Consider the following 25,287-nt stretch of genomic DNA (forward strand, 5'->3'; position numbering starts at 1 on the left):
ATGGTCATGTTGGTAGACGAATTCAAGATTTTTGCTTGCGCTGACGCAACTTTTCCGCATAGCCAGGCTTGGTAGTTTGTCTGGCCCTTGCAATCGCCAGCCCGTTTTCGTCAATATTATGTGTAATGGTGGACCCTGCTACTACGTAAGCATTTTTGCCCACGGTGACTGGGGCAATCAGGTTGGAATTACTTCCGATAAACGCCCCGTCTTCAATGCGTGTCACATGTTTATTCATCCCGTCATAATTAGCCGTGATCGTTCCGCAGCCAATATTGACCCCGCTGCCCACTTCCGCGTCTCCTACATAGCTGAGATGAGGAACTTTGGAACCATCCCCGATCACGCTTTTTTTGATCTCGACGAAATCGCCAATTTTTACGTTGTTGCCAATCGTGCTTCCTGGACGAATATACGCAAATGGCCCTACCTGTACTTGATGACCGAGGCTGGATTCGGTAATGACGGACTGCTTGATCACACAGCCATCGCCGACCACACTCTGGTCGATCTCCGTATTGGGTCCCAGCACGCACTGTTCCCCGATCTTGCTTCCTGCTTTGATGATCGTGCCCGGCAGGAGCTGCGTATCCATGCCAATTTCTACTCCGGTCTCAATATATACACTGGACGGGTCCTGAATGGTTACACCGTTACGCATATGGGTTTCACAGATCCGCTGTCTCATCCATTGCTCTGCCTGGGACAGGGCTACGCGATCGTTAACCCCGATGGAATCCCGGATATCATCCAGCACATACGCCTGAATGGTCTCCCCCTGCGACTGCAAGATGGAAATGACATCGGTCAGGTAATATTCCTGCTGCGCATTGTCATTGGTCACTTGCTCAAGCGCCTCAAACAGCTTGCGATTGTCAAAACAATAGGTGCCGGTATTGATCTCCTGAATGGCGGCTTCCTCTTCGCTGCAATCCTTTTGCTCCACGATCTTCTGCACGAGATCATGTTGGTCCCGCACAATGCGTCCATAGCCTTGTGGCTGGTCCAGCACCGCGGACATGATCGTTGCAGCCGCGCCTGATTCCACATGCAAGCGATGCATCGCTTCAAGTGAATCTGCCCGAATGAGCGGTGTATCTCCACATACGACAAAGGTGACGCCTTCTTCCTGCGCCAATAACTCAGACGCCTGCAGTACAGCATGACCGGTTCCAAGCTGTTGTTCCTGCATAACATATTCAACGCGCTCATCCAAATAGCTGCGTACCGCCTCTGCGCCATGTCCAACAACGACCACACTGCGATCTGCCTCAACAGCCTCGAGCATGTCGACTACATGACCCACCATTGGCTTGCCGCATACGGGATGGAGCACTTTATACAATTTCGATTTCATCCGCTTGCCTTGGCCTGCGGCTAAAACGATTCCGATTTTTTTACCCACTGTCTTCACCCTCCCTGCGATATTTGGTTAAGCAGGATATGGCAGCTTTTTATGCCTCTTTTTTATGCCTCTAATGAATATATCTTACTTTGCACAAAAAGAAAAGAGAGCTTGACAGCTCTCCTTCATTTACACTCGAGTTATGCGCCTTCTTCAATGATCTCTTCTTCTTCGGATGCTGCCCGGTCATATTCAGCCAAAACTGCGCTTTGAATTTTTTCACGGGTTTCAGAAGAGATTGGATGGGCTATATCTCTAAATTCTCCATCTGGAGTTCTTTTGCTTGGCATTGCAACGAACATTCCATTGTTCCCATCGATGACACGGATGTCATGGACAACAAATTCGTTGTCAATGGTGATGGATGCGATCGCCTTCATACGCCCATCTGAGTTGACTCGGCGGAGTCTCACATCAGTAATTTGCACTAAGTTCACCACCTTTTCCTATCAAAAAGACTTGGTGTATAATTCCACAATTTAGAGCAAATTCCTTCTAGGATCACGAAAAAAAATACAAAATTTTATAGATTTTAAGTTTACTTAAACAGATTCGACAGAAATCGAGGAAATCAATTCTATTTCTACCCTTACATCTTTCGGTAAACGAGCTACTTCTACCGTGGATCTGGCAGGTCGATGTGTGGAGAAATATTGGCCGTATACGTCATTCAAAGCGGCAAACTCGTTCATGTCTTGGATGAATACGGTCGTTTTAATCACTTGCTCAAATGAGCTTCCTGCTTCATCCAGAATGGCTTTCAGGTTGCGAAATACTTGATGCGCCTGTTCCGTAATCCCGCCTTCCACCAGCTGCCCTGTTGCATCTAGCGGGATTTGACCGGACGTATAGAGCAGTCCTCCGTGGATGACCGCTTGGGAATAAGGGCCGATCGCCGCAGGGGCCTGATCGGTATGCAAGGTTTGGATGGACACATGACTCACTCCTTCTCAAAATAATTGCCTGGTTTCACGATAACCGTTCTGTTCTTGATATCTACCTTGGACAAGACGGCAAGCGACACATAATCCTCAACAAGCGTCTCTTCCTGCTGTTCGTCCCTTGCCTCCACCAGCACACCTACACCGCCAACCTTCGCATTGAACTCCTGCAACAAGTCCATCATGCCGCGTATGGTGCCCCCGGCTTTCATGAAATCATCAATGATCAGCACGCTGGAACCATCAGCCAGTGCACGCCGCCCAAGTGACATGGTCTGGATTCGCTTGCTTGATCCGGACACATAGTTAATGCTCACCGCCGATCCCTCGGTCACCTTGTTGTCTCGTCTTACGATTACGACAGGCAGATTGAGGTAGGAAGCGACGACATAGGCCAGCGGAATGCCTTTTGTCTCTACGGTCATAACACAATCGAATTCACGGCCTGAAAAGGCAGAAGCGAAAATTTTGCCGACTTCATTCAGACTGGACGGCATTCCGAGCAGGTCAGACATATACAGATAGCCGCCAGGCAGGATTCGTTCCGGCTGACTGAGCTGTCTGCATACCGCTTCGATCATTTGCAATGAACGTGTTTCAGATACTTTCGGAATGTACTTGACTCCACCAGCTGCTCCAGCCAGCGTGTTCAGCTCTCCTACATCCTCGTCTTCGAACAGTTCCTTAATGATCGCCAAATCTTCACTGATCGAGGATTTGGCAGACTGATACCGATCCGCAAAATACGTTAACGGAACGAGGGTGTGGGGTCTGGCGATGAGGTATTGGGTCATATCAATTAAACGCGAACTTCTCTTCAATTTTTTCATTGGCATCTATACCCCTAAAAATGATATTTTCCTGCATATTACGGGAATCACGGCGCTCATTTCCGAACTATTAAAGAAAATATATCATTTTTATACGTTTTTTATCAAGGTTTTGTTCCGTTTTATGTTAATATTCTTACCACATACACCTGTTTGCAAAACCCTCTGAGTCCGTTATAGATACGAGTAACTCTCGATTCCTTCTGCACAAGCCCGAAGACAGTCGGTCCGCTTCCAGACATGAGCACTCCTTCTGCGCCCATGCGAAGCATCGCTTGCTTGAGCTGCCTGACCTGAGGATACCTTTCCAGCGTCACTTCCTCCAGCACGTTGCCGAGCGCCTGGCACATCTGATCAAAGTCACGATTTTCAATCGATTGGATCATCTGCCTCGTATCAGGATGGCGGTGAATTTCATCGGCTTTCAAGGCGCCATAGATCTCAGCAGTGGAAACATTAATGGGCGGCTTGGCCAATATGACCCAGCAGGGGGCAGGCGAAGGAAGATAGGTAAGCTTCTCTCCTCTTCCGCTAGCAAGCGCGGTTCCCCCACTCACACAAAACGGAACATCCGAACCCAGTTCTTCACCCAGCTTCCGCAGCTCTTGTTCCGGTATGTTCAGACCCCACAGCCGATTCAGTCCCCGCAAGGTAGCGGCCGCATCACTGCTCCCGCCAGCGAGTCCGGCTGCGACGGGAATTTGTTTATCTAAATGAATGTAGACACCCTTTTTGACATCATAGCGATCCTTGATCAGCCTGGCAGCCTGAAAGGCCAGGTTTTTCTCATCAAGTGGTATGTAGCCAGCCTGACTGGTAATCATGATCGTATCTCTTGGGAGCTCCTCCATTTCAAGTCGATCTGCCAGATCGACCATGGTCATAATCATTTCCACCTCATGATAGCCGTCGTCACGCTTGTGCAATACATCGAGGCTGAGATTGATTTTTGCCGGAGCTTTCTCATAAATTTTCATGAAGCACCCCCATTGCCTTCCATCTTCATACAATTGGATATAACTCTTACTATAACAAATGGCAATAAAAAAAGCTAAGAGCATCGCTCCTAGCTGTTCCATCACACGCTAGCCTCTTAGCCGGTAAGGCGGATAGGTCTGTTGGGGATTGGCGTACGTCTGCATGCCGTTAGACGGATAGCCTGCTCCATTTGGCTGTTCGACCTTCTGCTGCGCAGCTTGCTCGGCCATCTGAATGGCGCGTTTCACCATATTCCCGGCATCCTTGGCTTTGATGCCGCCCCAGCCTTCTTCCTGAACGGTATTGTAAAACCCCAGATCCTTTGCCAGTTCATATTTGAATGATTCGGACATCGTGCCTCGTCTGCGACGTGCCATCACCATCATCTCCCTTTGACAGAAGTATGTGCCCCTGTAGTATGTGCGGGCACATCACCGTCTATACAACAAAAGCAAAAGCAGTGGAAGCATCCCTCCACTGCTTTTGCTTTCCTATCTCGGGAAACCCCTGGGCGTCCCATTTAATGTTGGACGAGCGAAATCCGAACCTGTCCGTCGTCCTTGCAAACTGTTACTTCTACGGATTCCGTCAAGATGTCCGCGTAACTATATGAAACCCGTTTAAACGCATGCTGTTCCTGATCCAGCTTCACGATAAATACGGAAGGGTAGGTTTCTTCCAGCACACCTGATCTTTCAATGGTCTTGCGGCGGCCTCCATTGGCCTTCAGCAGCACTCTGGAACCTACATGTGGCTCAAGACTGCGCTTGATATCAACTAAAGAGTTTTTTGCCATGTTTAAGTACCACCTCTTTCCTCTACATTATATAGATAAAAGGGCGGTATGTCAAACAAGCTAATAATTATATCAGCCAGTCAAAGTTTTTGTCAATGGAAAAAGTGCTTAATCTCTCTGTTTTTTCAATCGCTTTCAATCACTCTGCTGACTCATTCATCAGATTGGGCAGACCGATTCGATAGCTGCCTCTTGATTCGATCCCGCCCATGCCTTTCAGCCCGCTGACGGTATTGCGTATTACATCGAGCATGTTGACACTTTCCTGTATAGAGGTGTAGGCCACCTTGCAGGCAATCTGAACCGGGTCCAGCGCATGAATCAGAATGCGTCCCGGCGAACTGGCAAAATTGGAGCCCGCCTGCAACAGGGCTTCAAAATGAGACTGACACGCACCGGCGATAATGGTCATGGTATCCCGATTCTTCTCGAATTGCCTGGCCACCTTGATGGCTTTCACAAAATGGGTGGAGTTTTTATAGCTGTTCAAGTGATATTTGCTCTCCGCGTGTTCCTTTTTGAGCATGCCGTCATGTCCGGTGATGACGACGATATCCGGTTTCACCATCGGAAGCAGTCGATGAAGCGCTTCAGGCATTTCCCGCTCCGCTACATAATGCCCTTCGACCGGCACCTTCATTTTCCCGTACAGATCCATGCTCTTTCTTAGATAGCTGGCATCTCCGTCCAGATGCAGCACCTTGCCAGGGACTTCAAAATATTCCGAATCAATTCCGGCTTCCTGCATCGTACGCATCTGTTTGTCAATCTGATCCTTCCGAAATCGGTTCATTTGCTCCCGTGCCTCGGCAAAACGAGCATGGAACTGATGTGCGGGATGTTCGTTCGGCTCCTCCACGGCGGTCAAATCGGTTAACGGGGCATCCGCAATCAATCGAAACTCGGTCCCTCTTAAAATGGCTATGTGTCCGTCTATCTGTTCAACCCGAAAAATGACGTCGCCGCCATAGGATTTGCGTATACAGTAATCCCCTATTTTCATCCCGAATCCCTCCTCCGACTATCTTATGGTCAAAGGTCTAGTTCGGTTCCTGTCACAGCGAACGGTCCACGATCGGAATGGGATGGGTCTACGATTGCTTTGAGATTGTTTTAAAATTAGTCCGGGATCGAACAGGACGTACGCAAGGGGTGCCGCACGCTCCTGAATGGGGATCAGCGACTCGTGATAAAGGGCTTCAGTTGTTCCGTCAGTCCAGCAAATTCCTCCATGGTGAGGGTCTCGCCTCTCCGGCTTGGCTCGATGCCGCTGCTCTCCAGGATTGCCAACAGCTGCTCTTTGTTGTCCTTGCCAAAAAAACGCTGTGCCAGATTGTTGGCGATGGTTTTTCTTCGCTGAGCAAATGAGGACTGGACCACTTCAAAATACAGGTCAACATCACTCACTTCAACGGCTGGCGCATTGCGCATCGTTAACTTCATAACGGCTGAATCGACGTTCGGCTGCGGAACAAACACCGTCTTGGGCACCGTGGCGACGAGTTCGGTCTCACAGTAATATTGAATGGCAATGCTGAGGCTGCCATAGTTTTTGCTGCCCGGCTTGGCGGTCATTCTCTCCGCCACTTCCTTCTGCAGCATGACCACGATATGCTCTAATGGCAGTTTCGCTTCCAGCAGCTTCATAATGATAGGGGTCGTAATGTAATAGGGCAGATTCGCCACGACGCTTACCTTGCCCCAGGTTGCGAATTCTTCGCGAAACAATTGATGAAGGTCCGCTTTCAGTACATCCTGATGAAGCACCTTGGCCTGCGGATACGGCGCCAGCGTTTGTCCCAAAATCGGCAGCAATCTCTGATCGATTTCCAGTGCGACTACTTTACCGGCCTTTTGAGCCAATACTTCTGTCAGTGCGCCGATCCCCGGTCCGATTTCCAGCGCAGCCTTTTCCTGCGTCAACTCCGCAGCGGCTACAATATTGCGCAATATGTTCTGATCCATCAGGAAATTTTGTCCCAGACTTTTTTTCATATTCAGTCCGTACTGTCTCAGAATACGCTTGGTATAGGACGGCGAACCGATCGCCTCCAGTTTATCCATGCTGCTCTTCCTCCTCTTTGTGCACTGTACGGAGCGCTTGTTCGAATTCATCGACCGTGATGCCAAACTGGTTGCAACGTTTGAGGAACTGCTTGCCATTGCAGGAGCCGAGCTTCAATAACTCGCCCATTCGGCTGCGGCGTTCGGCCGAACCAGCCCCGCTTGCCAGACCCGCTCTCATGAGATGATGAATCGTCCACACCTCATCTACAGGCGCAATTGCTATGGTATGAACGGATTGGAGGGCGTCCTGAATCGCTTCTGGATCGGCATGCTCGACGCCAACCTTTCCTTTTGATTTGGCTCGCTTTATATCAATAAAGGCATGCTTGCAGCCTGGCACCTGTTCATGGATCAGACTGCGGATACGCTCGCCCGGATGATCGGGATCAGTGAAGATAATCACGCCTCTTCGCTGCTGGGCCAAGCGGATAGTCTCGATGGTGGAGGCATTCAGCGCAGACCCGCCCGTTTCAATGGTATCTGCCTCAACGGCCCGCAAGATGGCGTTCGTATCATCCTTGCCTTCCACGACGATAAATTCCTGTATCCGTATTTTGTCCATTATGTCCTTCCCTTCCCACACCCCCATAACGAACAGGAGTGGGTGAATGTCTTGTACCATCATATCCTTTCTCGACAAAAAAAAGAAGAGGTGCATCCACCTCTCCTGTCCGCTGCACGATATAAAGTCAAACATGAACAAAATGTCCGGTTCTGTGTCAGGATGGTTTTTTGGGACCGATCACATAGACCGTATATCCCTTTTGTCTGCCAAACTGCTTGGCCTCATCGACACTTTCCATATAGACATCGATATGCTTGCCTTTCACCGCACTTCCTGTATCCTCCGCTTTTCGGAGGCCAATTCCGTCAATATACACCCACCAGCCAAGCGGGATGACCTTGGGATCGACAGCGATGGTTCTTCCTTCCGCCACGGTCGTACCCGTATACGTCACACCGTACTGTGGATGAGATTTGTCTTTACCTGTGGAGCCTACACCGGCATCGTATGCGGTGAGCGTCACGTTGTTCAATACTTGCTTGTACGAAAAAGTCGTGCTGTTCATCGTGGCTTCTGCAATTGCAGGAGAAGTGGCAGAGAGTACCGTCACCGGATTCTTCATCCCGATCTGAATAATCTCATCAATGGCTTCTTCCACGACTGAGGTGGCCAGAATAGACTCGGACACCTGCTCGCCATCGGCGAAAATTTTCTCAATCTGGGAAACTTTCTTGCCTGATTTCCCTTCCTGCACAAGTCGCTGCTTGCCTTTGGTCAGGGCATGATCCTCTTCCTTCACCTGGGCAAAAGGAATGGATTCCTCCAGTTCTTCGACTTTCTTCTCAATATCTATGACGGTTACTTTCTGGTCTGGCGTGATGGCTTCCAGCTTGCTTGGGAAAATTTTGTCCTCCCCATCTACCGCAACGCCGAGATCCGCCAGCGCTTCTCCGACAGTAGCCGCCGTCGTGTAACGAGTTTCCTGTTCACCAGCAATCGTTAACTGAATGGGTACAGCATACTTGATTTGAATGTGATCTTCATCCGCGATTTCCTTTTCCAAAGGCACATTCAATTCATCGAACTCACCAATGACCAGTTCTTCCTCTTCCAGCAGCTCTGCTACCGTCTCGGCCTTGGTGCTGATTTCTAGTGGCTGATCATCTACGGAGAGATAGACCGTTTTGGCTGCAGTCAGTTGTGACCATAGCAGCCAGCCGATCACACTGGCCAGCAGCGCGGCTCCGATGATCATATACCACTTTTTATTTCCGCGTGTAAACGGGTATGCGAATGACATTGCGGATGATCGCTTCACGGGTTCGGTTTCGTTTGATTGAAACGACACGTGTTTCGCCCTCCTTCAAAGTCCCGCCTTGTAGGTGTATCCATGATGACTGTTTTGACGCGACTGTATTTTAATTTCTTCATAGTGCCTGTAATGGCGGAAACCTCCTCATGCTCCACATTGTATGAGGCAGGCCCTTCTTACATTCCAATTGTCTCAAGCTCGGCTCTCTGTATGGGTTGCCTTTGCTTGCCCGAACAAAACAAAAAAAGCCAGCGGGTGCGGAGAAGTCCGGTCGCGGCTTTTAGCTATCTTGCTCTTCGTGAATGCGCAGCGGTTCTCTCTTAGACGCTTACGAGGTTAGCTGTCGGATTCGGGCCAAGAGATGCCCTATTGATTCGAGTGGAATCAAATTCACCCCAAGATACCATTCTTCACAATTCGATCGGTCGAATGTGCAGCCATGTTTTCAATCTGGGTCCCCCGTTTTCCAATTAGGAAATAAAGCGATGTGCAATTGGAATTGCATATGAAGTTTCTAAGAAAGAATATTACGCACTTTCTGATAGACTGTAAAGGTTTAATAAAATGCGATTTTATGAAAAAAACTTGAAAACAGGATCAAAATCGAAAAAAAAGCTGGAGGAAGAATTGTTTCTTGCGAAATTGCTTTGATTTTCTCTCGAATAAACACTAATCTTAAAAGATGTCAAATACTTTTTTGGCATTATTTCCAGTTATTCGGATGATTTCATCAAAAGTTTTCCCTGTCAGCTCTGCTGCTGCCTCTGCCACCAACTTCACATAACCGCTTTCATTTCGCTTTCCTCGATAGGGGTGAGGAGTCAAATAAGGGGAATCTGTCTCTACCAGCAAACGGTCCAATGGCACCTTTTTGAGTACTTCTTTGGGCTGCTTGGCATTTTTGAAGGTGACCGGACCGCCAAATGAAATATAGAAATTCATATCGAGGCACTGTTTGGCGATTTCCCAGCTGCCAGAATAGCAGTGCATAATGCCTCCTACTTCTGAGGCGTTCTCTTCTCTTAGAATATCAACCACATCCTGGTGGGCGTCCCGGTTGTGGATAATGATCGGTTTTCCAATCCGCTTCGCCAGGTCAATCTGCTTGCGAAATACGTCCTGCTGAATGGCTCTTGGCGACTTGTCCCAGTGATAGTCCAGACCCGTTTCACCAATGCCCACCACTTTGGGATGTGTCGTGGCAAGCTGTTCGATCCACTTCAAATCTTCTTCCGTCATGTCCACGGCATCAACGGGATGCCAGCCAATTACGGCATAGATAAAGTCATATTTCTCGGCTAGCTCCAGCGTAGAAGTAATCGTCTTGCGATCAAAACCCACATTGATCATCCGTTCTACTCCCTGATCGAGAGCTCGCTGTATCACTTGTTCCTGATCTTCTACAAATGCGTCTGCATCCAAGTGTGTGTGCGTATCGATTAACATATGCGTCTCCTTTTCAATTAGATAAATGACATCCCTTCGGGATAATACAGGTGATGGGTACCCATCTGAACGCCGCTGATCGATCGGATGATATCTGATTTTTTCGAGATTTCGATCAGCTTCCCGCGATCATTCCAAAGATAAATGGGAATTTTACCGTCTGTCTCCCCGGCTCGATACACATCATAGGAGAGATCGGCGGGGAAATCAACTTCCAGATAGTATTGCGGATCATAGCCAGCCTGCACGACCTGCTGGCGCATGTTTCGAATTTTCCTCTCATCCAGTAACTCCATCGTACTATATTTGAACAATCTTCGATGAAGGAAGCGATCACACAGATCTGCCAGGATCTCGTCCCGTTCGTGGGTCCACTGCATCATAGACATCTGCATGAACGATTCATCCAGTAGTAGATACTCTTTCGACTCTATTCGATTTTCAATCAATGCCCCCAGTGGATGAGGAAAGAAGTCAAATGCGTAGCCATTCAGGTATAAATATTTGACACGCTCGAACATCTTTCGCAAGATGATTTCCGAGCTGCGCGTAACCGGGTGGAAATACACCTGCCAATGCATCTGATACCGGGACATGAGATAGGCCTCTACAGCATGCATGCCGCTTTCTTTCACCACCACATGTCCGCGATGCGGCCTGAGCACGCGAATCATGCGCTCCAGATCATAGGTTCCGTAGTTGACTCCCGTATGATACGCATCTCGCAAAATATAATCCATCCGGTCTGCATCGAGTTGACTGGAAATAAGGCTGACGACAATTTCTTTGGGATAGGTTTTACAGATGACTTGCTCCACTTTCTTGGGGAAATCGGCAGACACTTTCGACAACACTTGGTTGACCTCCGTCTGCTCTCTGAGCATTCGGCATGTCCATTCTTCATGATCGGTGTCGAAAGCCGATTCGATCGAATGGGAAAATGGCCCGTGACCGATGTCATGCAGCAAAGCCGCACACAGACAGAGCAGCCTTTCCTCGGTGGGCCAGTCGGAAAAACCATTGCGCTCAAATTGTGAAATGATTTTTCTCGTAATTTCATATACACCCAGGGAATGAGAGAACCGGCTATGCTCTGCCCCGTGAAACGTATAGAAGGAAGTTCCCAACTGACGAATGCGGCGAAGCCGCTGCATTTCCCTCGTATTGATGAGGTCCCAGATCACTTCATCCTGGACATGCACATACCGATGAACCGGATCTTTGAAAACTTTTTCCTCTTCTAACATCTGACTTCCCCTCCAATCTGACACATTTTGAGTATGATTTCGATACAATGGCACCCTTTTATATTTTTTTCGACAATTTTGCGATATTTTTCGACACGTTCTGTCGAATCCGAAAATCTTGACTTCCATTTTCTATTGCTTGTATTTTTCATGATATCCAGCTAATGTGTAATTATGGGGTAGTAATCACCGCTGGTACGTTACTGCATCATTAGTAAAGTTCACGCGCGTCAAATTGTATTGACTGTTATGGGAATGGTTGGTATGATAAGAATCGAAAATTATGTCGAATAATGACGATTCATTTTAAAATATTTAGGAGGTCATTTCGCTATGATGAAATCTACAGGTATTGTTCGTAAGGTTGATGAGTTGGGTCGTGTTGTTATTCCAATCGAGCTTCGCCGTACACTAGGTATCGGGGAAAAAGACGCGTTGGAAATTTATGTGGATGGCGAAAGAATTATGCTGAAAAAGTATGAGCCTGCTTGTATTTTTACAGGAAATGCAGACGAGCTTATTTACTTCAAAGGCAAGATGATCAGCAAGTCTTGCATCCCTGAACTAATTGATTTATATAATTCCATGACAAATGAGAAAGAATAAGTTATAATAGAGTTATTCCAATATGTTAATTCTAACCTTTTCATATCTCCTTTTGCTTGTCCGCTGTTCATTTACGAACAGCGGTCTTTTTTTTATAGTTCATGACACTGATCATACAGATCCCGCTTTGATACACCCCGATCTCCTGCCGCCAGCTTCATCGCTTCTTTTTTAGAATGACCCTGATTCATGTATGTTTTTACATGTTCCACAACTTGCATACCTTCCCACCATCCGACGATTTGCTCGGCTTCTGGAGAAAGATTGCCTTCAACGACCAGACAGAACTCACCAATTGGAGGCTGGTTTGCAAAGTAGTCCATGGCGGATGCCACGGTTCCTCTCAGCCATTCCTCATGACGCTTGGTAAGCTCGCGACCACAACTGATTCTGCGATCTCCCCATACCTCGAACATGGCCGCCAGTGTTTTCTTGATGCGATGAGGGGATTCGTACAGCACCAGCGTCTCTGTATGATTCTTCCATTGGTCCAACGTCTGTGTCAATTGCTTTTTTTCCCGCGGCAGGAAGCCGAGAAAGGTAAACGCCTTTGTGTTCAACCCCGATGCAATCAAGGCAGAGATGGCCGCATTGGCCCCGGGTATGGGAATGACCGACAAGCCTTCTGCAAGCGCAGCCTCCACGATCTCCATGCCGGGGTCTGAAACGGCCGGCGTTCCGGCATCACTGACCAATGCGACGCTTTGCCCCTCTTTCAACAGATCGATAATCCGTTCTCCGCTGGCCATCTTGTTGTGTTCATGGTAACTAAAAAGACGGGTGGAAATCTCAAAATGATTCAGCAGCTTTTTCGTTTGCCTCGTATCCTCTGCGGCTATCCAATCGACGGAATGCAGTGTATTCACAGCCCGGAAGGTCATGTCCTCCAAATTGCCGATCGGGGTAGCCACCAAATACAGTTTGCCATACTCAAGCTCGGCTGGGGCAGGGTTATGAGCTGGCAAGCGATGTGCTTGCGCTGCAGGGTGCGGCAAAAAGCTTTTTTGAATGTTCATTGCTCCCTCTCTCCCTTTCCGTAATAGATCTCCATCAATTCTTCGGCATATTGCTGCTGCTCATTATAAACAATGAGCGGCGGAAGCACTCTGACCTCCGGCTTGCCATCGCGGATTGCCTCGATAAGCACCATATTGGCCTCGGCATCCTTTTTCGGATGAATCCATCGGATGCGCTTTGGCTCCATTTTGTATTTGCGCATCAGAAATAAAATATCCATGATTCTCGAAGGACGGTGGACCATCGCTACTTTTCCGCCACTTTTGGCCATTCGACCACAGGCTGCGATCACATCCTCCAGCGTACAGGAAATCTCATGTCTTGCGATTGCGAAATGACTGTTCTTATTTTGATCCCCGGTCTGGGCGGGCATGTACGGCGGGTTAACGGTCACAAGATCAAAATGGCCGTTATATGTGGTGGTCATTTCTCTTAAATCTCCGTGTATAATTTCAACCTGCTGCTCGAGGTTGTTCATCTGTACGTTTCGCTTTGCGATGTCCACCAGTTTTTCCTGTATTTCTACAGCGGTGACAGAAGCTTTCGTACGAGCTGTAAGCAGTAGCGGGATGACCCCGTTTCCGGTACACAAGTCCATAATGCGACCCCGGTAAGGAACCGAACAGAAGCGGGACAACAAGACGGCATCCATGGAAAAGCTGAACACTTCATCACTCTGGATGATATGTAAATCCTGATTGATCAGGTCGTCTACTCTTTCGTTGGGATGAAGCGGTACTTTTTTTCTCATTCGGGTTTCATTCCTTCTCCTCGTGTTTAATCTTGTAGGGGATGTGTCATACGGGTGGAAAAAAACCGTAGAGCTGATCTCTACGGTTTCAATCAATGTGAAGGGACTATTTATTTAAAAAGGACAGGCAAAATAAGCAATCTCCTTCGGTGCGCAATTGACCATAATGCAAGTTACAAATATGGAAGCCTTCCGCATACAGACGAGCCAAGTTATCGTATCCTTCTCCTACATATCCGGCTTGCTCGTGTGGGGATTGAGGCTGCTCTTCGTTCCCATCTTCCTGTTCAGGCTGGGATTCTTTCAAGAGACGGCGAAGCTGTTGATTTTCGATGCTAAGTCGCTTGTTCTCCTCCACCAACGCAGCTACTTTCTGTTTCATTCCTGAGAATTGTTCCAACAGATGCACCCACTGTTCTTCCATATGTGAAAGTTCCGAATACATGTCTTTCTTGACCACGAACTTCACCTCAGTGTTTGTCTAACGGTTACTCTTGCAAGGCTACATCATCAAATGGCAGTTTCACATTTTTCTTCAGCTCGAAGATTTGAATGGAGGCAGTTCGTTCCTTGGGATGAACCGAAACAACTTTTCCTTCACCCAATGAAGTCACTACCAGGCTGCCAATGGACGGCATCTCTTCTTTTTCTCTGGCTTCTTCATAATTATCATGCTCATACTTCAGGCAGCACATCAATCGACCGCACAATCCTGATATTTTGGTCGGATTAAGGGACAGATTCTGATCTTTGGCCATCTTGATGGACACGGGCTCGAAATCGCCAAGCCAGGTCGAGCAGCATAACGGACGACCGCAAGGTCCAATGCCTCCAAGCATTTTCGCCTCATCACGGACCCCGATCTGTCTGAGCTCAATTCTGGTTCTGAAGATACTCGCCAGATCCTTGACCAATTCTCTAAAATCGACTCTGCCTTCTGCCGTAAAGTAAAATATCACTTTGTTGCGATCAAATGTATATTCAACATCAACCAGTTTCATCTGCAACTTATGCTGACGTATTTTATCCAAACCAATTTGAAAAGCATCTTTCGCTGCGTGTCGGTTCTCCTCAACGACATTTGCATCTTTCAGATCTGCAATGCGAATGACTTTTTTCAAGGGGAGAACCACATCCGACTCATCTACCTGTTTTTTCCCTACAACCACCTTGCCGTATTCAACCCCGCGAGCGGTCTCAACGATGACATGGTGATCTCTCTCAATCTGGAGCTCTGTAGGGTCGAAATAGTAGACTTTGCCGGCCTTCTTAAAGCGTACGCCGACAACACTATACATTCTACTCCCCCTTTATTTTGACACATAACTGCTCAAGTACGAGCTGTGGACTCACATGCGAGCGTAGCTGCCGCTTGGCTTCGACAGTTTCCTCCATCCACCTGACCATTCTTGACGTATCCATATATCGGGCATGCTGACGAATCCAGTCCGATTCATCCTCGAAAATGATTCGGTCTGCTTCCGCTCCAGCCTGCGCTCTTAGCATATCCTTAAACCATAGCAACAGCATGTCCAGCATCAGTGGAATGTGATCTGTCAGTGCGGCTTTGACAATCTTTTGCTGAATCGTCAGGCTTGCACTGGCAAAGGGTGCCGTAACACATTCCTTAGCCAATTGTATCACTACGTTTCTACATTCTGCAAATCCATTTCCTTGGATCAATTCTCTGGCTCCTTGTACACCTGCAGCCAAATGAACGGCCAGCTTGGCATCAAGAGCCCCAAATCCCTCTTGCTTCAGCTGCATGAACAAACTTTGTGGAGAGGGTGGCGAAAACGGTACCGGCTGTGTACGGGATCGAATGGTCGGCAATACAGCCTGTCCATTTTCCGTAATAAGCACAGCAGTCACCATCGAAGCGGGCTCCTCCAGAAACTTCAGCAAGCTGTTTGCAGCTTCTACGGTCATTTTCTCGGCCTGCTCGATGACATAAATCTTTCGCTTGTCACCTGTCTTGAGCGAGAATTCGCGTTGCAGCTTTCGAATCTGGTCGATTTTAATTGCCGTTCCCTCCGGCTCCAGCATGAAAAGACGCGGATGATTCCCGTGGGCTACTTTTCGGCATTCAATGCATGTGCCGCAAGCATCTTCTATTTGATTCAAACAAAAAACGGCCTGGGCCAAACTGACTGCCGCTTGCCGTTTCCCTGTCCCTGAAGGGCCGATAAATAAATATGCATGCGAAAGCTGGTTTTTCCGCAACCCGCTTTGCAAAAGCTGTTTCACCATATCCTGCCCTTGCAGTTCTTGAAAAGACATGTATATTAAACTCCCTTTTCTTCATTAAAACCATAGATTGATCAGCAGGCCTCTGATCTCGCCTACCCGGTTTAGCAGTTCTACCTTGCCATTCTCGGCCTCTAGCAGTTCATCGGCCATTTCCAGCAAATATTGATCGATCTCTTCCAGGATCTTGTATTTCTTGCCCCGTCCTCTGCGATCCCAGCCCCGGGTTTCCTTCAATCCCACTCCCCGGCGTACGGTTTCCTCCAAGAATCGTTTGACGAGCAGCTTGTATTGCCGAAGTTCCCGCACGGTCATCGATTTTAGCAATCTTTCACCTTGCTGTTGTACTTGATCCAGCATTTGCTTCAGTTGCTGCTGCGTCGCTTGCTGGTGCTGCTGTCGCATGGTATCTGAAAACTGATTTTGTTGGGTACTCGGGGTGCCGCCTGCATCATTTTTCTGAATGTTGCGTACAGGCTGAAAACCAGGGTTAATTTTCACAGCAGCTTCCTTCTTTCCATGCAGGTTGGATCATTCGGCATTCCTCAGGCAATTCAGAGGCATTCGCACAGCTTGCAAGCGGGCCTTCCCTCGTTCAAGCAGACCTGGAATGAACGGCTCCGGCCAGAGGTGCTAATAATGCTCAAACCGCTCAACCGGAATGACAAACACAGCTGCGCCGCCCACTTGAACCTCTACCGGGAATGGAATGTACGAATCCGTCGTGCCCCCTACAGGTGACACAGGGGTAACCAGTTGATCTCGAATCTTGCAGTTTTCACGAATAATCCGGAAAACATCTTCGACTTTGTCATTTTCCGTTCCGATCATAAACGTGGTGTTGCCTGCCTTCAAGAATCCACCTGTACTCGCCAGCTTTGTTGCGCGATAGCCTGCCTTGACGAGCGCACTTGCCAATTTCCCGCTGTCTTTGTCTTGTACGACGGCCATGATCATTTTCATCATCGGCACCTCCCTTTATTATAGCTAATCTTCACGGTTTTCGCACACTTCGAGTGGCTTGCCGAAGCCAGCATGTCGAAAGCGCTTGCACAGGGTTTCTCTCTTTATTTCTATCATAAGCAATTATGACCCTTTTGTGAAAGAGAATTTTAGGAAGATTTCAGATTCATTCGTGTTTTTATCACGTGTTGGATAGTCTGAAGGACACCCTCCACATCCTGACTGGCATCCACAACGACGATGCGCTCCGGGAATCGTGTGGCGAGTTTGCGGTATCCTTCCCTGACCTTCTCGTGAAAGTCCAGTTTCTCCATATCCAGGCGATTGATTTCCCGCTCATTATTCTGATAGATACGCTGTAGTCCGATATGAGGGTCTATGTCCAGTAGGAAAGTAAGCTCAGGCATTCGATCTCCGATCGCAAAAGCGTTCAGGTTCCAGATTTCTTCGATCCCGATCCCTCGTGCATAGCCCTGGTAGGCTAGACTGCTGTCAATAAATCGATCACAGAGCACGATGCGGCCTGCTTCCAGTGCAGGGGTCACCTTCTCCACCAGATGCTGTCTGCGTGCAGCGGCATACAGCAGCGCTTCTGTACGTTCCTCCATGCTGGTGTGTGACGGGTCCAAAATGACGCTGCGAATTTTCTCCGCGATCTGTATGCCCCCTGGCTCGCGGGTGGTGACTACTTCATAGCCAGACGCCTTCAACCAGGCTGCTATCGCTTCGATTACCGTTGTTTTTCCGGCTCCTTCTCCTCCTTCGAAGGTCAAAAAGGTGCCAGGCAAACGAGATGACGGTTGATGCTTATCGGTACACAGGTGTGTGAGTGGTGGTTTCATGGATGGTTGATTGGGTAGGTTGTTCATTCAGGTTCATCCTCATATCTTTGTCTGTTTGAGCTAATCTATCGTCCGGTTCACGGTCTGTTCGTATCATCTTTCATCATCCTTCGTCACTGCCGCTTGGTGTCTCTGCCAGCACACGAATGCGGCTGCCCGCTGCATCCAGCCCCTGCACATGACCGCCATGGGAGACCCATCGGACAAGTGCCTCCAGCGAGGCGCGAGTGATGCGCTCTCCCTGCACCCACAAAGGGACCCCGGGAGGATACGGAATCACCATCTCCGCCGCCCTGTATCCTTCTGCCATCTCCAGATCAACCAGTTGGGAAGGGGCGTGCAGATTATTCTGGAAATGGATCAGCCCTGCACTCTCTTCCATGCAGAGTGGTGTGCTATACGTATTCCATACGGATGGTTTCAGTTCCTGTTTACCCAGCCGGTATTTTTCACTGATCGCTTGAAGCGAGTCCCTTAATCGTCCCAAGTGTCCTTGCTTGGTATATAGGCTGTGAACCGCCAATACGCCTGTTTCATCGGCAAGCTCCATCATACAGCCTCTCAGCTCCAGTTGTTCTCGCAGTTGATGACCGTTTAACGACCGGGTTTTGTCGTAGACATACATTTTAAATGGATCATCCGCTCTCAGGATGCCGATGCCCTCAATCCCCTCTATCTGCTCCGACAGACTTTGCAATTGCTGCATGCCCACTTGCAGAAGATCGTACCCGTGCAGAGCAGCATCTCTTCGAGCCACATCGAGTGATGCCATCAAGGGATAGGAGGGACTGGATGATTGCAGCATACCGAGCGCCTGACGGATCAGTGCAGGATCAATCCGGTTTCCTTGCAAATGAAGCATGGCGGACATCGTCATCGCCCCGAGCATTTTGTGGGTGGATTGAATGGCCACGTCGGCACCGGCTTGCATCGCAGATTGGGGCAGACTGGGGTGAAAGGAAAAATGAGCGCCATGTGCTTCATCCACAATGAGTGGCATGCCGTAGTGATGTACCCGATCTGCGATAGCCTTCAGATCGGACTGATACCCGTAATAAGTGGGGGATGTGATCAATACGCCTCGGGCCTGCGGATACCGTTTCAGCATGTGCTCGATGTCCATCACATCAAGCTGCACCGGTATACCCGTCTGCGGATGAAATCGGGCGGGAAGAAAGGCCACACGAGCCTCGACAAGTTTCAGCGCATTCATGACGGATTTATGTGCATGCCGATCCACGATCCAGATATCACCGGGTCTGCTCCAGGCACAGATGACAGATAGATTGCCGACTGTACTTCCGCCGACGAGAAACCACGTATGGCTGGCTCCAAAAGCTGATGCAGCGAGTTGCTGAGCTTGCGCAATACAGCCCGAGGGCTCATGCAAGTCATCCAGACCGGTCAACTCGGTCATGTCCAGCTTCATCACATTGGTGAACCAGGAATCTTCCTGATGACCTCTCTGATTGTCGTTTTTGTGCCCGGGTACATGGAAACTGGCAGTCTGTTTTTCCTGATGGTGAAGAAGTGCCTCCAGGATCGGGGCTCGGTGTTGATTGAGATTCATGTCTTGATTCGCTCCATTATGGCTAGTATACGGGAGAGATGTCCTTCTTGCTCCCAGGTCTTCCGGGTGGTTTCCGTTTGTTTCTTCCATTATATCTTACGGAATGGACCAGTCGCCATCCTCAATGACGTGAATGTGATCCTCTTTCATTCTAGTGAGGCTCGCTGGCCCATGTGAAGAGATTGGTGGGCGCCATTTTGCATCCACGTATTGCTGCTGAACCGTTATCGCTTTGGAGATGAGAGAAGAGACAGGATCTCTGAAAAAGAAAATGCCGCCCATACAGCCATATGGACAGCAAATCTCATGTGCAGGTCATCATGATCAAGCATCTTGCTTCAACCAGATATTTTTCAGTTGTCGAATGAAGAACGGATACTTGACATCCTGGACATCTGTTCCTACTATTTCTTCCTCACAGTCCGCACAAATGAACGATGCATAAATATTAATGCCTTCTGCCTTGGACTGTTCACAAATGATACAGGTTTCCCTGTGCTCTGCTTTCATCGCAATCATCCACCTTTATCCCTTTACTCATAGAGGTGTCCTGTTGGAACCCATATCTCCATTATGGGCGTGATGTCAAAATCTTAAACTCTATCGCTTTCGTTTCAGACCGATCTGCTCTTATTTCTGGTTTGCGGGATATCCTATCTTATGAGGCAATCGATCATAGCGTGTTTGTACGCGCGAAACACGGCCGGATGGAGCCGTCGTCAGTTCCCGAATGATAGCCGGAATCACTTTATGAATGTAGGTCCAGTTGATAAAGGACGCCCCTTCTGTTCTTACTTGATAATCTATGGCGATTTCTTGCAGCAGATAGTTTTGTCTCACAATATTCAGTGTCATGACCTGTGCATAGTTGTAGGCGTGTATAATATCCAGGTCACGGAGCACTTCTCTCTTGAAAGCGCGCATGCCGGTCTGCCCATCTGTCAGTTCCAGCCTTAGCAGCTTCGCTTGCAGCCAGGTGAATACACGATTGCCAATTCGACGATATGCTTTCATGCCTTGTACCGTTTTGAGGAATCTGGATCCCAGTACATAATCCGCTTGTCCATTTACAATCGGCTGGACCAGTTCAGGAATTTGTTCTGCCGGATATTCATTATCTGCATCGATCATGACCGCTGCCTCGGCACCAAGCTGATAGGCTTGCTTCAGTCCAAAGAGCACGGCTGCACCCAAGCCCTGATTGCGCGGGGATGAATACACATAGTCCGCTCCGGCTGCAAACGCAACTTTCACCGTATCATCTCTTGAACCATCATTGACAACCAGAATAGATACGCGAGCGAATCCCGGCAATTCGCGGGGCACTTTGGAGATGACTTTTGCGATGGAACCCGCCTCATTAAAAGCAGGAATGACAACCATACAGGCCCCCGAAACCGCAGAATGGACATCCGTAGCGGGATCAATCTGATTGAGATTCATACTAGATGGTTTATTCATTGCTGCTTTCTCCCTTGTCTGTGACGTGTTGCGGATGCCGAATGGCTTCCCATAGCACGGGTCCACGGCTCTTGTTGGGTAGGGGTACACCCAAAAGCTGGCTGACCGTTGGCGTAATGGAAACCAGACTTTTCAGTTCATCGACCTGGACTCCTTTTTGAATGCCGTGGCCCATCATCATAAATGGAACGAAGCGCTCCCCTTCATCCAGATGTCCATGTCCGCCTATTCCATCGGATTGACCATGATCCGCGCAAATCATCATCACAGAACGATCCGTCCAATACTGGTTTTCTTTCAGCCATTCATAAAATCCTTGCAAATGGGCATCCGCCTCTTCAATCTTCTGTTTGTATTCTTCATACAACGCTCCCCTGCTATGACCGGTCTGATCCGTGGCAATTAGTTGGACCACCATAAAATCAGGATCGTGCTTTTGCATAACCTGCTTGGCCCGATCGATAATATGACCGTCGGCACGATCATTATGCATAACTGCTGTGACCGTGTCCACATCGTCCCCCATTGAATCTACCAGGTGAGCAATGCCCAGCAGTCGTCCGACCTTGCCTTCTTTGCGCAAACTGTCAAACAGGGATTCACATCGAATGCCCTGTTTCCACACCATATTGCTCTGTATGCCATGCTCAAACGGATAGGTGCCCGTAAACATAGAGGTAAAGCAGACCACTGTACGATCGGGATAGATGGTCTCCATTTGGGTGAATTCAGTCCCCTCGGTTTTTACCCAGTCCATAAACGGAGTATGTGCCTCTGCCAACCGATCCTTTCTGCAACCATCCACCACTAATACAAACACTCTGTCTACATCCATGTGCAGCGAAGGATCAGCATTATCTGTATAAGGTAGCGGATCAGGCTTCCAGTTGAATCCGACCCGATGAATGACTGCACTGTACAGGGCCAATAGCAACAGGAACAGCACGTACACGACCCATTGATCCTGCCAGAAGTAGATTGGACTACTGCGATAGGTATGAACAAACGCCGCTATTGTCAGCAGCAGCAGCACTTTAGGCACTTGCTCTTGCGCATTCCCGCTGGTGGAATCACTGTTTTTTAATACTAGCTTCCAAAACCTGCGGTAATTCGTCCAAGTTGTACCGATGCGCAGATGATAATAAATGGTCCCCCAAAATATGACGGTGAAAAAGAAATAGAGGCCGAGTGCCAGTCCATATAAGCCAATCGATGCCGGGGAAAAGATAAAGATACTTGCGAGTAGAGGCAGCCACAAAAAAGTCCGTAAATGTAGCGGAAAATCGTAGTGATAATAAATCAGCAGAATAGGTAATAGGGTAAGAAACGTGATGCCTGCATGGTTCCAAAAATCAATATCATGCCAGTTTGCTAGATGAAACAGTAAAAATACCCCGACAGTAAATACAGGGGTAAATGGCTTACCTTCATTTAATATGTTCCAGCAGCGAGCTGCCACTTTCTCAAATTTTGATGCTTCTTTCATGTTCTTTTCTCTCCCCACATATCTGGCTGCATGGTCACGCATGCAAATAAAAATGGCATGGTGGTTTGCCTTCATGCCTGGTTGCATTATAATGAAACTAATCGTACAAGACGATACGTGTGACGTTAAGGCAGACTGATGATAATCATTCTCGATTATAGCATGGGCATTGAAAAAGTCAATGCGGTGCATTCTGGAATAGAGGAGCACATGAGTATGAACGGGACAACTTCGAAAAAATCACACGCTGGTCATCAGGATCTGATCTATCAATATCAATTACTGAAGCGTTTTTCTTACTCTCCCCTTATGATCTCAAGTTTTCTGCTTCTATTTCTAGTTGGAGAAGCAGCTCTACTCTACTTCTCACCTCTCTCCATCACCGACTGGATGGTGGATCTCTTTACTGGAATTGTACTTGTGCTGTTCTTGCAATCTGGGGTCGCATATGTCGCTTTACAACGTATTTCCAATGATAAGCATAACGCATGGGGGATCCGGACAAACTGCAGTATTTTCTGGGTGGGCTATCTACCTAGGCAAGATATTGCGATCCGCTTGCTCCTGTCCGTTCAGTTTCATCAAATGTTCGTGGTCTTGTTAGGGATTACCTTATTGCTTCCTTGGGTGGCAACCAGCCTTTTGCTGCAATGTCTGTTCGTTCACCTTTGGTTTTCGTTGCCCCGAATTATTATGTTAATACGCTGTTATTATCATCGTAAGGACGGTATTGTGCGTCTGTCCAGCAAGGATTTATCCTACTATGTGTCCTAATATTGTTGTTCTTCTGATCTCGTTTTGCTCGATGCCTGCTGCTACATCGATTCCAAATTATAAATAAGCTGGCCCTAACCACGATCTGTTAGTTGCCAGCTTATTCAATCTTCTGTACGCTTCATTCCGCTATGTTCTTCTGACCATTCATTCTAGCTTATACTAGCTGGTTGACCATCTCTTCAAGCTTGGCAATATCCCCTTCATCATTGCTCTCGCTTTCTCTTCTTCCCATCCACTCTCTTTCATGTAAGGGATACAAATTTCGATCATTTCCTCCATCGTTTGTTCTGGCACTCGAAATTGCCCTTCATCGTAGCAATAGAGACAATACGACTGACTTTTCTCTCCATTTTTCTCGGTCCCCCACTTGGTTTGATCCTCCATGGGCATGGTACAGCTTTGACAAATTGATTGTTCCATTCTTCATCCTCCTCGACAATGATATCTTCATTATAGAAAAGGAAATAAGACAACTATACGTCAAGTTTGAGATGGCTTGCTAAAGGGGGCATATTTTTTAGCCACTTCACAGGCAACTTGATATATATGTTGTCGCAATCTCTCTGGTTGAATGACTTCTACTTGATCACCAAATCGTAAAACAAAGCCTGTTACCCATGGATCATCTGGGAAACGGGTTGTGACAATCATACAACCGCTAGCGTCGGTGTCTATTTCTTCTTCATCAAACCATTCCTCGACTAAAAACCTGGCTGATGCTTGAAATTTCAACGTGACAGTAAGCTTAGCCGGCAATTGAGACCATTGTGTATTCCATGGAATTTGCTCCAGCTTCGTCTCCTTTCTGTCAAAAGCTTGTGAGGTTATATGAAGATTTTTCATTCGAGATAATTTAAAAAATCGAAAATCATGTTTATCTCTACAGTGGGCATAGACATACCACCTGTTATTTTTCAATACAAGGGTATGGGGCTCGACGTGTCGATCCTTTTCTTCATTTTTTGCATTTCTGTATCGGAAGATGACCGTTTGATTATTTTCTATTGCTAGCTTCATCATGCTTTGTTTTTTATTTATGATGGCACTGGAACCCCAGCAACTATGATCGATTAAAAGCTGTTCACTTATGGCCTGCAGCTTTTCTCCATCTTTTAGGGATTGCAGCGCTTGAATTTTTTGCAATACTGGCTGTGTATGGGCATCCGGATAGCTCGTATTCAAACTTCTTAGTGCCGTGATGATCGAAGCCATTTCTTCGATGGTGAGCATATTTCTTTCTAACTTATAGTTCTCTGCGATCCCAATTCCACCTTGGTTTCCCGGAAACGTTATGATCGGGATCCCGGCCATGTTGATGGTCTCAATATCGCGATAGATGGTTCTCTGTGAAACTTCAAACATCTCAGCTAGCTCTTTTGCCTGTACCCGTCTTTTATGTAACAGGATCATTACGATGGAAAGCAGTCGATCTATTTTCATTTTTCCACCACCTACTTTCATATGGCCTCTATTCATCTTATCGTTTCATCTTATCATTGTATCATGGAAATACTGTGCGTGTGGCTCCGACCCTTTCCCACGCCCTCTTCTTGTACTTCGTACAAATGTCGGGCTTTGGGATAGGGTCTCCGCTGGAAGGGGGAGGATTGAGGGGCAGGACCTCCGCTGGAGAGGGGCAGATAACAAAAAAGAGACCGTTCATCATGAACGGTCTCTTTCTTCTTTGGCTTGGTAACGGACATTCCGCACCGCGCATGACTCCTTTGAATCCGTAACAAGGTCGGCATCGGTTCCTTCCTTATGTACCGCTTCTTACTTCTCTGATTGTGCTTCGACCCTTTCCCACACCCTCTTCTTGTGCTTTGCACAAATGTCGGGCTTTGGGATAGGGTCTCCGCTGGAGGAGAGGAAATTACAAAAAAGAGACCATCCTAATGGATCGGTCTCTTCCTTCTTCGGCTTGGCAACGTCCTACTCTCCCAGGACCCTTCGGTCCAAGTACCATCGGCGCTGGAGGGCTTAACGGTCGTGTTCGGTATGGGTACGCGTGGTACCCCTCCGCCATTGTCACCAAACCTA

At 48.0% G+C, this 25,287-nt stretch carries 28 protein-coding genes, 1 rRNA gene, 1 pseudogene and 1 riboswitch; of the genes and pseudogenes, 2 read left to right on the forward strand and 28 right to left on the reverse strand.

From position 1 onward, the window contains the following. Positions 1 to 22: 22 nt before the first annotated feature. The 13 genes and pseudogenes from glmU to ACFSUC_RS08050 all read right to left on the reverse strand — a co-directional run bounded on the left by glmU (position 23) and on the right by ACFSUC_RS08050 (position 11,527). Positions 23 to 1,405 carry a bifunctional UDP-N-acetylglucosamine diphosphorylase/glucosamine-1-phosphate N-acetyltransferase GlmU gene (gene glmU / locus ACFSUC_RS07990; RefSeq protein WP_379929017.1) on the reverse strand — a complete coding sequence of 461 codons (1,383 nt, stop codon included), beginning with the start codon at positions 1,403 to 1,405 and terminating at the stop codon, positions 23 to 25. A 140-nt stretch (positions 1,406 to 1,545) separates the two neighbouring features. Next, the gene (gene spoVG / locus ACFSUC_RS07995) at positions 1,546 to 1,833 is read right to left on the reverse strand and encodes a septation regulator SpoVG (RefSeq protein WP_379929018.1); all 288 of its coding nucleotides are present in this window, start codon (positions 1,831 to 1,833) and stop codon (positions 1,546 to 1,548) included. Positions 1,834 to 1,947: 114 nt separating this feature from the next. After that, complete coding sequence (locus ACFSUC_RS08000) at positions 1,948 to 2,340, reverse strand: RidA family protein (RefSeq protein WP_379929019.1); 393 nt, start codon at positions 2,338 to 2,340, stop codon at positions 1,948 to 1,950. Positions 2,341 to 2,345: 5 nt separating this feature from the next. Continuing rightward, entirely contained in the window at positions 2,346 to 3,176 is an 831-nt protein-coding gene (gene purR, locus ACFSUC_RS08005; protein WP_379929020.1) for a pur operon repressor, read from the reverse strand. Between the two features lie 122 nt (positions 3,177 to 3,298). Further along, entirely contained in the window at positions 3,299 to 4,153 is an 855-nt protein-coding gene (gene ispE, locus ACFSUC_RS08010; protein WP_379929021.1) for a 4-(cytidine 5'-diphospho)-2-C-methyl-D-erythritol kinase, read from the reverse strand. Positions 4,154 to 4,357: 204 nt separating this feature from the next. Next, a pseudogene (locus ACFSUC_RS08015) lies at positions 4,358 to 4,531 on the reverse strand (small, acid-soluble spore protein, alpha/beta type); the annotation flags it as partial. A 143-nt stretch (positions 4,532 to 4,674) separates the two neighbouring features. After that, positions 4,675 to 4,950, reverse strand: coding sequence for a biofilm formation stimulator Veg (gene veg / locus ACFSUC_RS08020; protein WP_379929022.1), 276 nt, complete (start codon positions 4,948 to 4,950; stop codon positions 4,675 to 4,677). Positions 4,951 to 5,089: 139 nt separating this feature from the next. Continuing rightward, complete coding sequence (gene yabG, locus ACFSUC_RS08025; protein ID WP_379929023.1) at positions 5,090 to 5,953, reverse strand: sporulation peptidase YabG; 864 nt, start codon at positions 5,951 to 5,953, stop codon at positions 5,090 to 5,092. 173 nt (positions 5,954 to 6,126) lie between these two features. Continuing rightward, positions 6,127 to 7,014 carry a 16S rRNA (adenine(1518)-N(6)/adenine(1519)-N(6))-dimethyltransferase RsmA gene (gene rsmA / locus ACFSUC_RS08030; RefSeq protein WP_379929024.1) on the reverse strand — a complete coding sequence of 296 codons (888 nt, stop codon included), beginning with the start codon at positions 7,012 to 7,014 and terminating at the stop codon, positions 6,127 to 6,129. Further along, the gene (gene rnmV / locus ACFSUC_RS08035; protein WP_379929025.1) at positions 7,007 to 7,579 is read right to left on the reverse strand and encodes a ribonuclease M5; all 573 of its coding nucleotides are present in this window, start codon (positions 7,577 to 7,579) and stop codon (positions 7,007 to 7,009) included. Before rnmV ends, rsmA begins: the two co-directional genes overlap by 8 nt. Before the next feature lie 157 nt (positions 7,580 to 7,736). Further along, positions 7,737 to 8,870, reverse strand: a complete 1,134-nt coding sequence (locus ACFSUC_RS08040; protein ID WP_379929026.1) for a 3D domain-containing protein — start codon at positions 8,868 to 8,870, stop codon at positions 7,737 to 7,739. 274 nt (positions 8,871 to 9,144) lie between these two features. Continuing rightward, positions 9,145 to 9,329: riboswitch (cyclic di-AMP (ydaO/yuaA leader) on the reverse strand. 180 nt (positions 9,330 to 9,509) lie between these two features. After that, positions 9,510 to 10,280 carry a TatD family hydrolase gene (locus tag ACFSUC_RS08045; protein ID WP_379929027.1) on the reverse strand — a complete coding sequence of 257 codons (771 nt, stop codon included), beginning with the start codon at positions 10,278 to 10,280 and terminating at the stop codon, positions 9,510 to 9,512. Between the two features lie 17 nt (positions 10,281 to 10,297). Then, positions 10,298 to 11,527, reverse strand: a complete 1,230-nt coding sequence (locus ACFSUC_RS08050; RefSeq protein WP_379929028.1) for an HD domain-containing protein — start codon at positions 11,525 to 11,527, stop codon at positions 10,298 to 10,300. Positions 11,528 to 11,860: 333 nt separating this feature from the next. On the opposite strand from ACFSUC_RS08050, the gene ACFSUC_RS08055 reads away from it, so the two are divergent. Then, positions 11,861 to 12,133: an AbrB/MazE/SpoVT family DNA-binding domain-containing protein gene (locus ACFSUC_RS08055; RefSeq protein ID WP_379929029.1), complete on the forward strand. Its 273-nt coding sequence runs from the start codon at positions 11,861 to 11,863 to the stop codon at positions 12,131 to 12,133. Positions 12,134 to 12,225: 92 nt separating this feature from the next. On the opposite strand, the gene rsmI is transcribed toward ACFSUC_RS08055, so the two are convergent. The 12 genes from rsmI to ACFSUC_RS08115 form a co-directional block, all read right to left on the reverse strand. Next, positions 12,226 to 13,149, reverse strand: coding sequence for a 16S rRNA (cytidine(1402)-2'-O)-methyltransferase (gene rsmI, locus ACFSUC_RS08060; RefSeq protein WP_379929030.1), 924 nt, complete (start codon positions 13,147 to 13,149; stop codon positions 12,226 to 12,228). Then, entirely contained in the window at positions 13,146 to 13,901 is a 756-nt protein-coding gene (locus ACFSUC_RS08065; protein ID WP_379929031.1) for a tRNA1(Val) (adenine(37)-N6)-methyltransferase, read from the reverse strand. Before ACFSUC_RS08065 ends, rsmI begins: the two co-directional genes overlap by 4 nt. A gap of 106 nt (positions 13,902 to 14,007) precedes the next feature. Further along, complete coding sequence (gene yabA, locus ACFSUC_RS08070) at positions 14,008 to 14,361, reverse strand: DNA replication initiation control protein YabA (protein WP_379929032.1); 354 nt, start codon at positions 14,359 to 14,361, stop codon at positions 14,008 to 14,010. Positions 14,362 to 14,389: 28 nt separating this feature from the next. Further along, positions 14,390 to 15,199, reverse strand: coding sequence for a PSP1 domain-containing protein (locus ACFSUC_RS08075; protein WP_379929033.1), 810 nt, complete (start codon positions 15,197 to 15,199; stop codon positions 14,390 to 14,392). A 1-nt stretch (position 15,200) separates the two neighbouring features. Further along, positions 15,201 to 16,181 carry a DNA polymerase III subunit delta' gene (gene holB / locus ACFSUC_RS08080; protein WP_379929034.1) on the reverse strand — a complete coding sequence of 327 codons (981 nt, stop codon included), beginning with the start codon at positions 16,179 to 16,181 and terminating at the stop codon, positions 15,201 to 15,203. A gap of 24 nt (positions 16,182 to 16,205) precedes the next feature. Next, positions 16,206 to 16,649 carry a YaaR family protein gene (locus ACFSUC_RS08085; RefSeq protein WP_379929035.1) on the reverse strand — a complete coding sequence of 148 codons (444 nt, stop codon included), beginning with the start codon at positions 16,647 to 16,649 and terminating at the stop codon, positions 16,206 to 16,208. A gap of 132 nt (positions 16,650 to 16,781) precedes the next feature. Continuing rightward, positions 16,782 to 17,111, reverse strand: coding sequence for a cyclic-di-AMP receptor (locus tag ACFSUC_RS08090; protein WP_379929036.1), 330 nt, complete (start codon positions 17,109 to 17,111; stop codon positions 16,782 to 16,784). Between the two features lie 149 nt (positions 17,112 to 17,260). Further along, on the reverse strand, positions 17,261 to 17,899 hold the full coding sequence (gene tmk, locus ACFSUC_RS08095) for a dTMP kinase (protein ID WP_379929047.1): 639 nt from the start codon (positions 17,897 to 17,899) through the stop codon (positions 17,261 to 17,263). Positions 17,900 to 18,056: 157 nt separating this feature from the next. Then, positions 18,057 to 19,523, reverse strand: coding sequence for an aminotransferase class I/II-fold pyridoxal phosphate-dependent enzyme (locus ACFSUC_RS08100; protein ID WP_379929037.1), 1,467 nt, complete (start codon positions 19,521 to 19,523; stop codon positions 18,057 to 18,059). A gap of 324 nt (positions 19,524 to 19,847) precedes the next feature. Continuing rightward, positions 19,848 to 20,033: a sigma factor G inhibitor Gin gene (locus ACFSUC_RS08105; protein ID WP_379929038.1), complete on the reverse strand. Its 186-nt coding sequence runs from the start codon at positions 20,031 to 20,033 to the stop codon at positions 19,848 to 19,850. 120 nt (positions 20,034 to 20,153) lie between these two features. Beyond that, positions 20,154 to 20,984, reverse strand: a complete 831-nt coding sequence (locus tag ACFSUC_RS08110; protein WP_379929039.1) for a glycosyltransferase family 2 protein — start codon at positions 20,982 to 20,984, stop codon at positions 20,154 to 20,156. Then, positions 20,977 to 22,470, reverse strand: coding sequence for an alkaline phosphatase family protein (locus tag ACFSUC_RS08115; RefSeq protein WP_379929040.1), 1,494 nt, complete (start codon positions 22,468 to 22,470; stop codon positions 20,977 to 20,979). Before ACFSUC_RS08115 ends, ACFSUC_RS08110 begins: the two co-directional genes overlap by 8 nt. Positions 22,471 to 22,686: 216 nt before the next feature. On the opposite strand from ACFSUC_RS08115, the gene ACFSUC_RS08120 reads away from it, so the two are divergent. Then, positions 22,687 to 23,244, forward strand: coding sequence for a hypothetical protein (locus ACFSUC_RS08120; RefSeq protein WP_379929041.1), 558 nt, complete (start codon positions 22,687 to 22,689; stop codon positions 23,242 to 23,244). A 162-nt stretch (positions 23,245 to 23,406) separates the two neighbouring features. On the opposite strand, the gene ACFSUC_RS08125 is transcribed toward ACFSUC_RS08120, so the two are convergent. The 3 genes from ACFSUC_RS08125 to rrf form a co-directional block, all read right to left on the reverse strand. Further along, a complete protein-coding gene (locus tag ACFSUC_RS08125) occupies positions 23,407 to 23,667 on the reverse strand; it encodes a zinc ribbon domain-containing protein (protein ID WP_379929042.1) in 261 nt (86 codons plus the stop codon). A 60-nt stretch (positions 23,668 to 23,727) separates the two neighbouring features. Beyond that, a complete protein-coding gene (locus ACFSUC_RS08130) occupies positions 23,728 to 24,687 on the reverse strand; it encodes a helix-turn-helix transcriptional regulator (protein ID WP_379929043.1) in 960 nt (319 codons plus the stop codon). Between the two features lie 479 nt (positions 24,688 to 25,166). Further along, a 5S ribosomal RNA gene (gene rrf, locus ACFSUC_RS08135) occupies positions 25,167 to 25,283 on the reverse strand. Positions 25,284 to 25,287 lie beyond the last annotated feature (4 nt).

Source organism: Marinicrinis sediminis, from assembly GCF_042685085.1.
GTDB lineage: Bacteria > Bacillota > Bacilli > Paenibacillales > KCTC-33676 > Marinicrinis > Marinicrinis sediminis.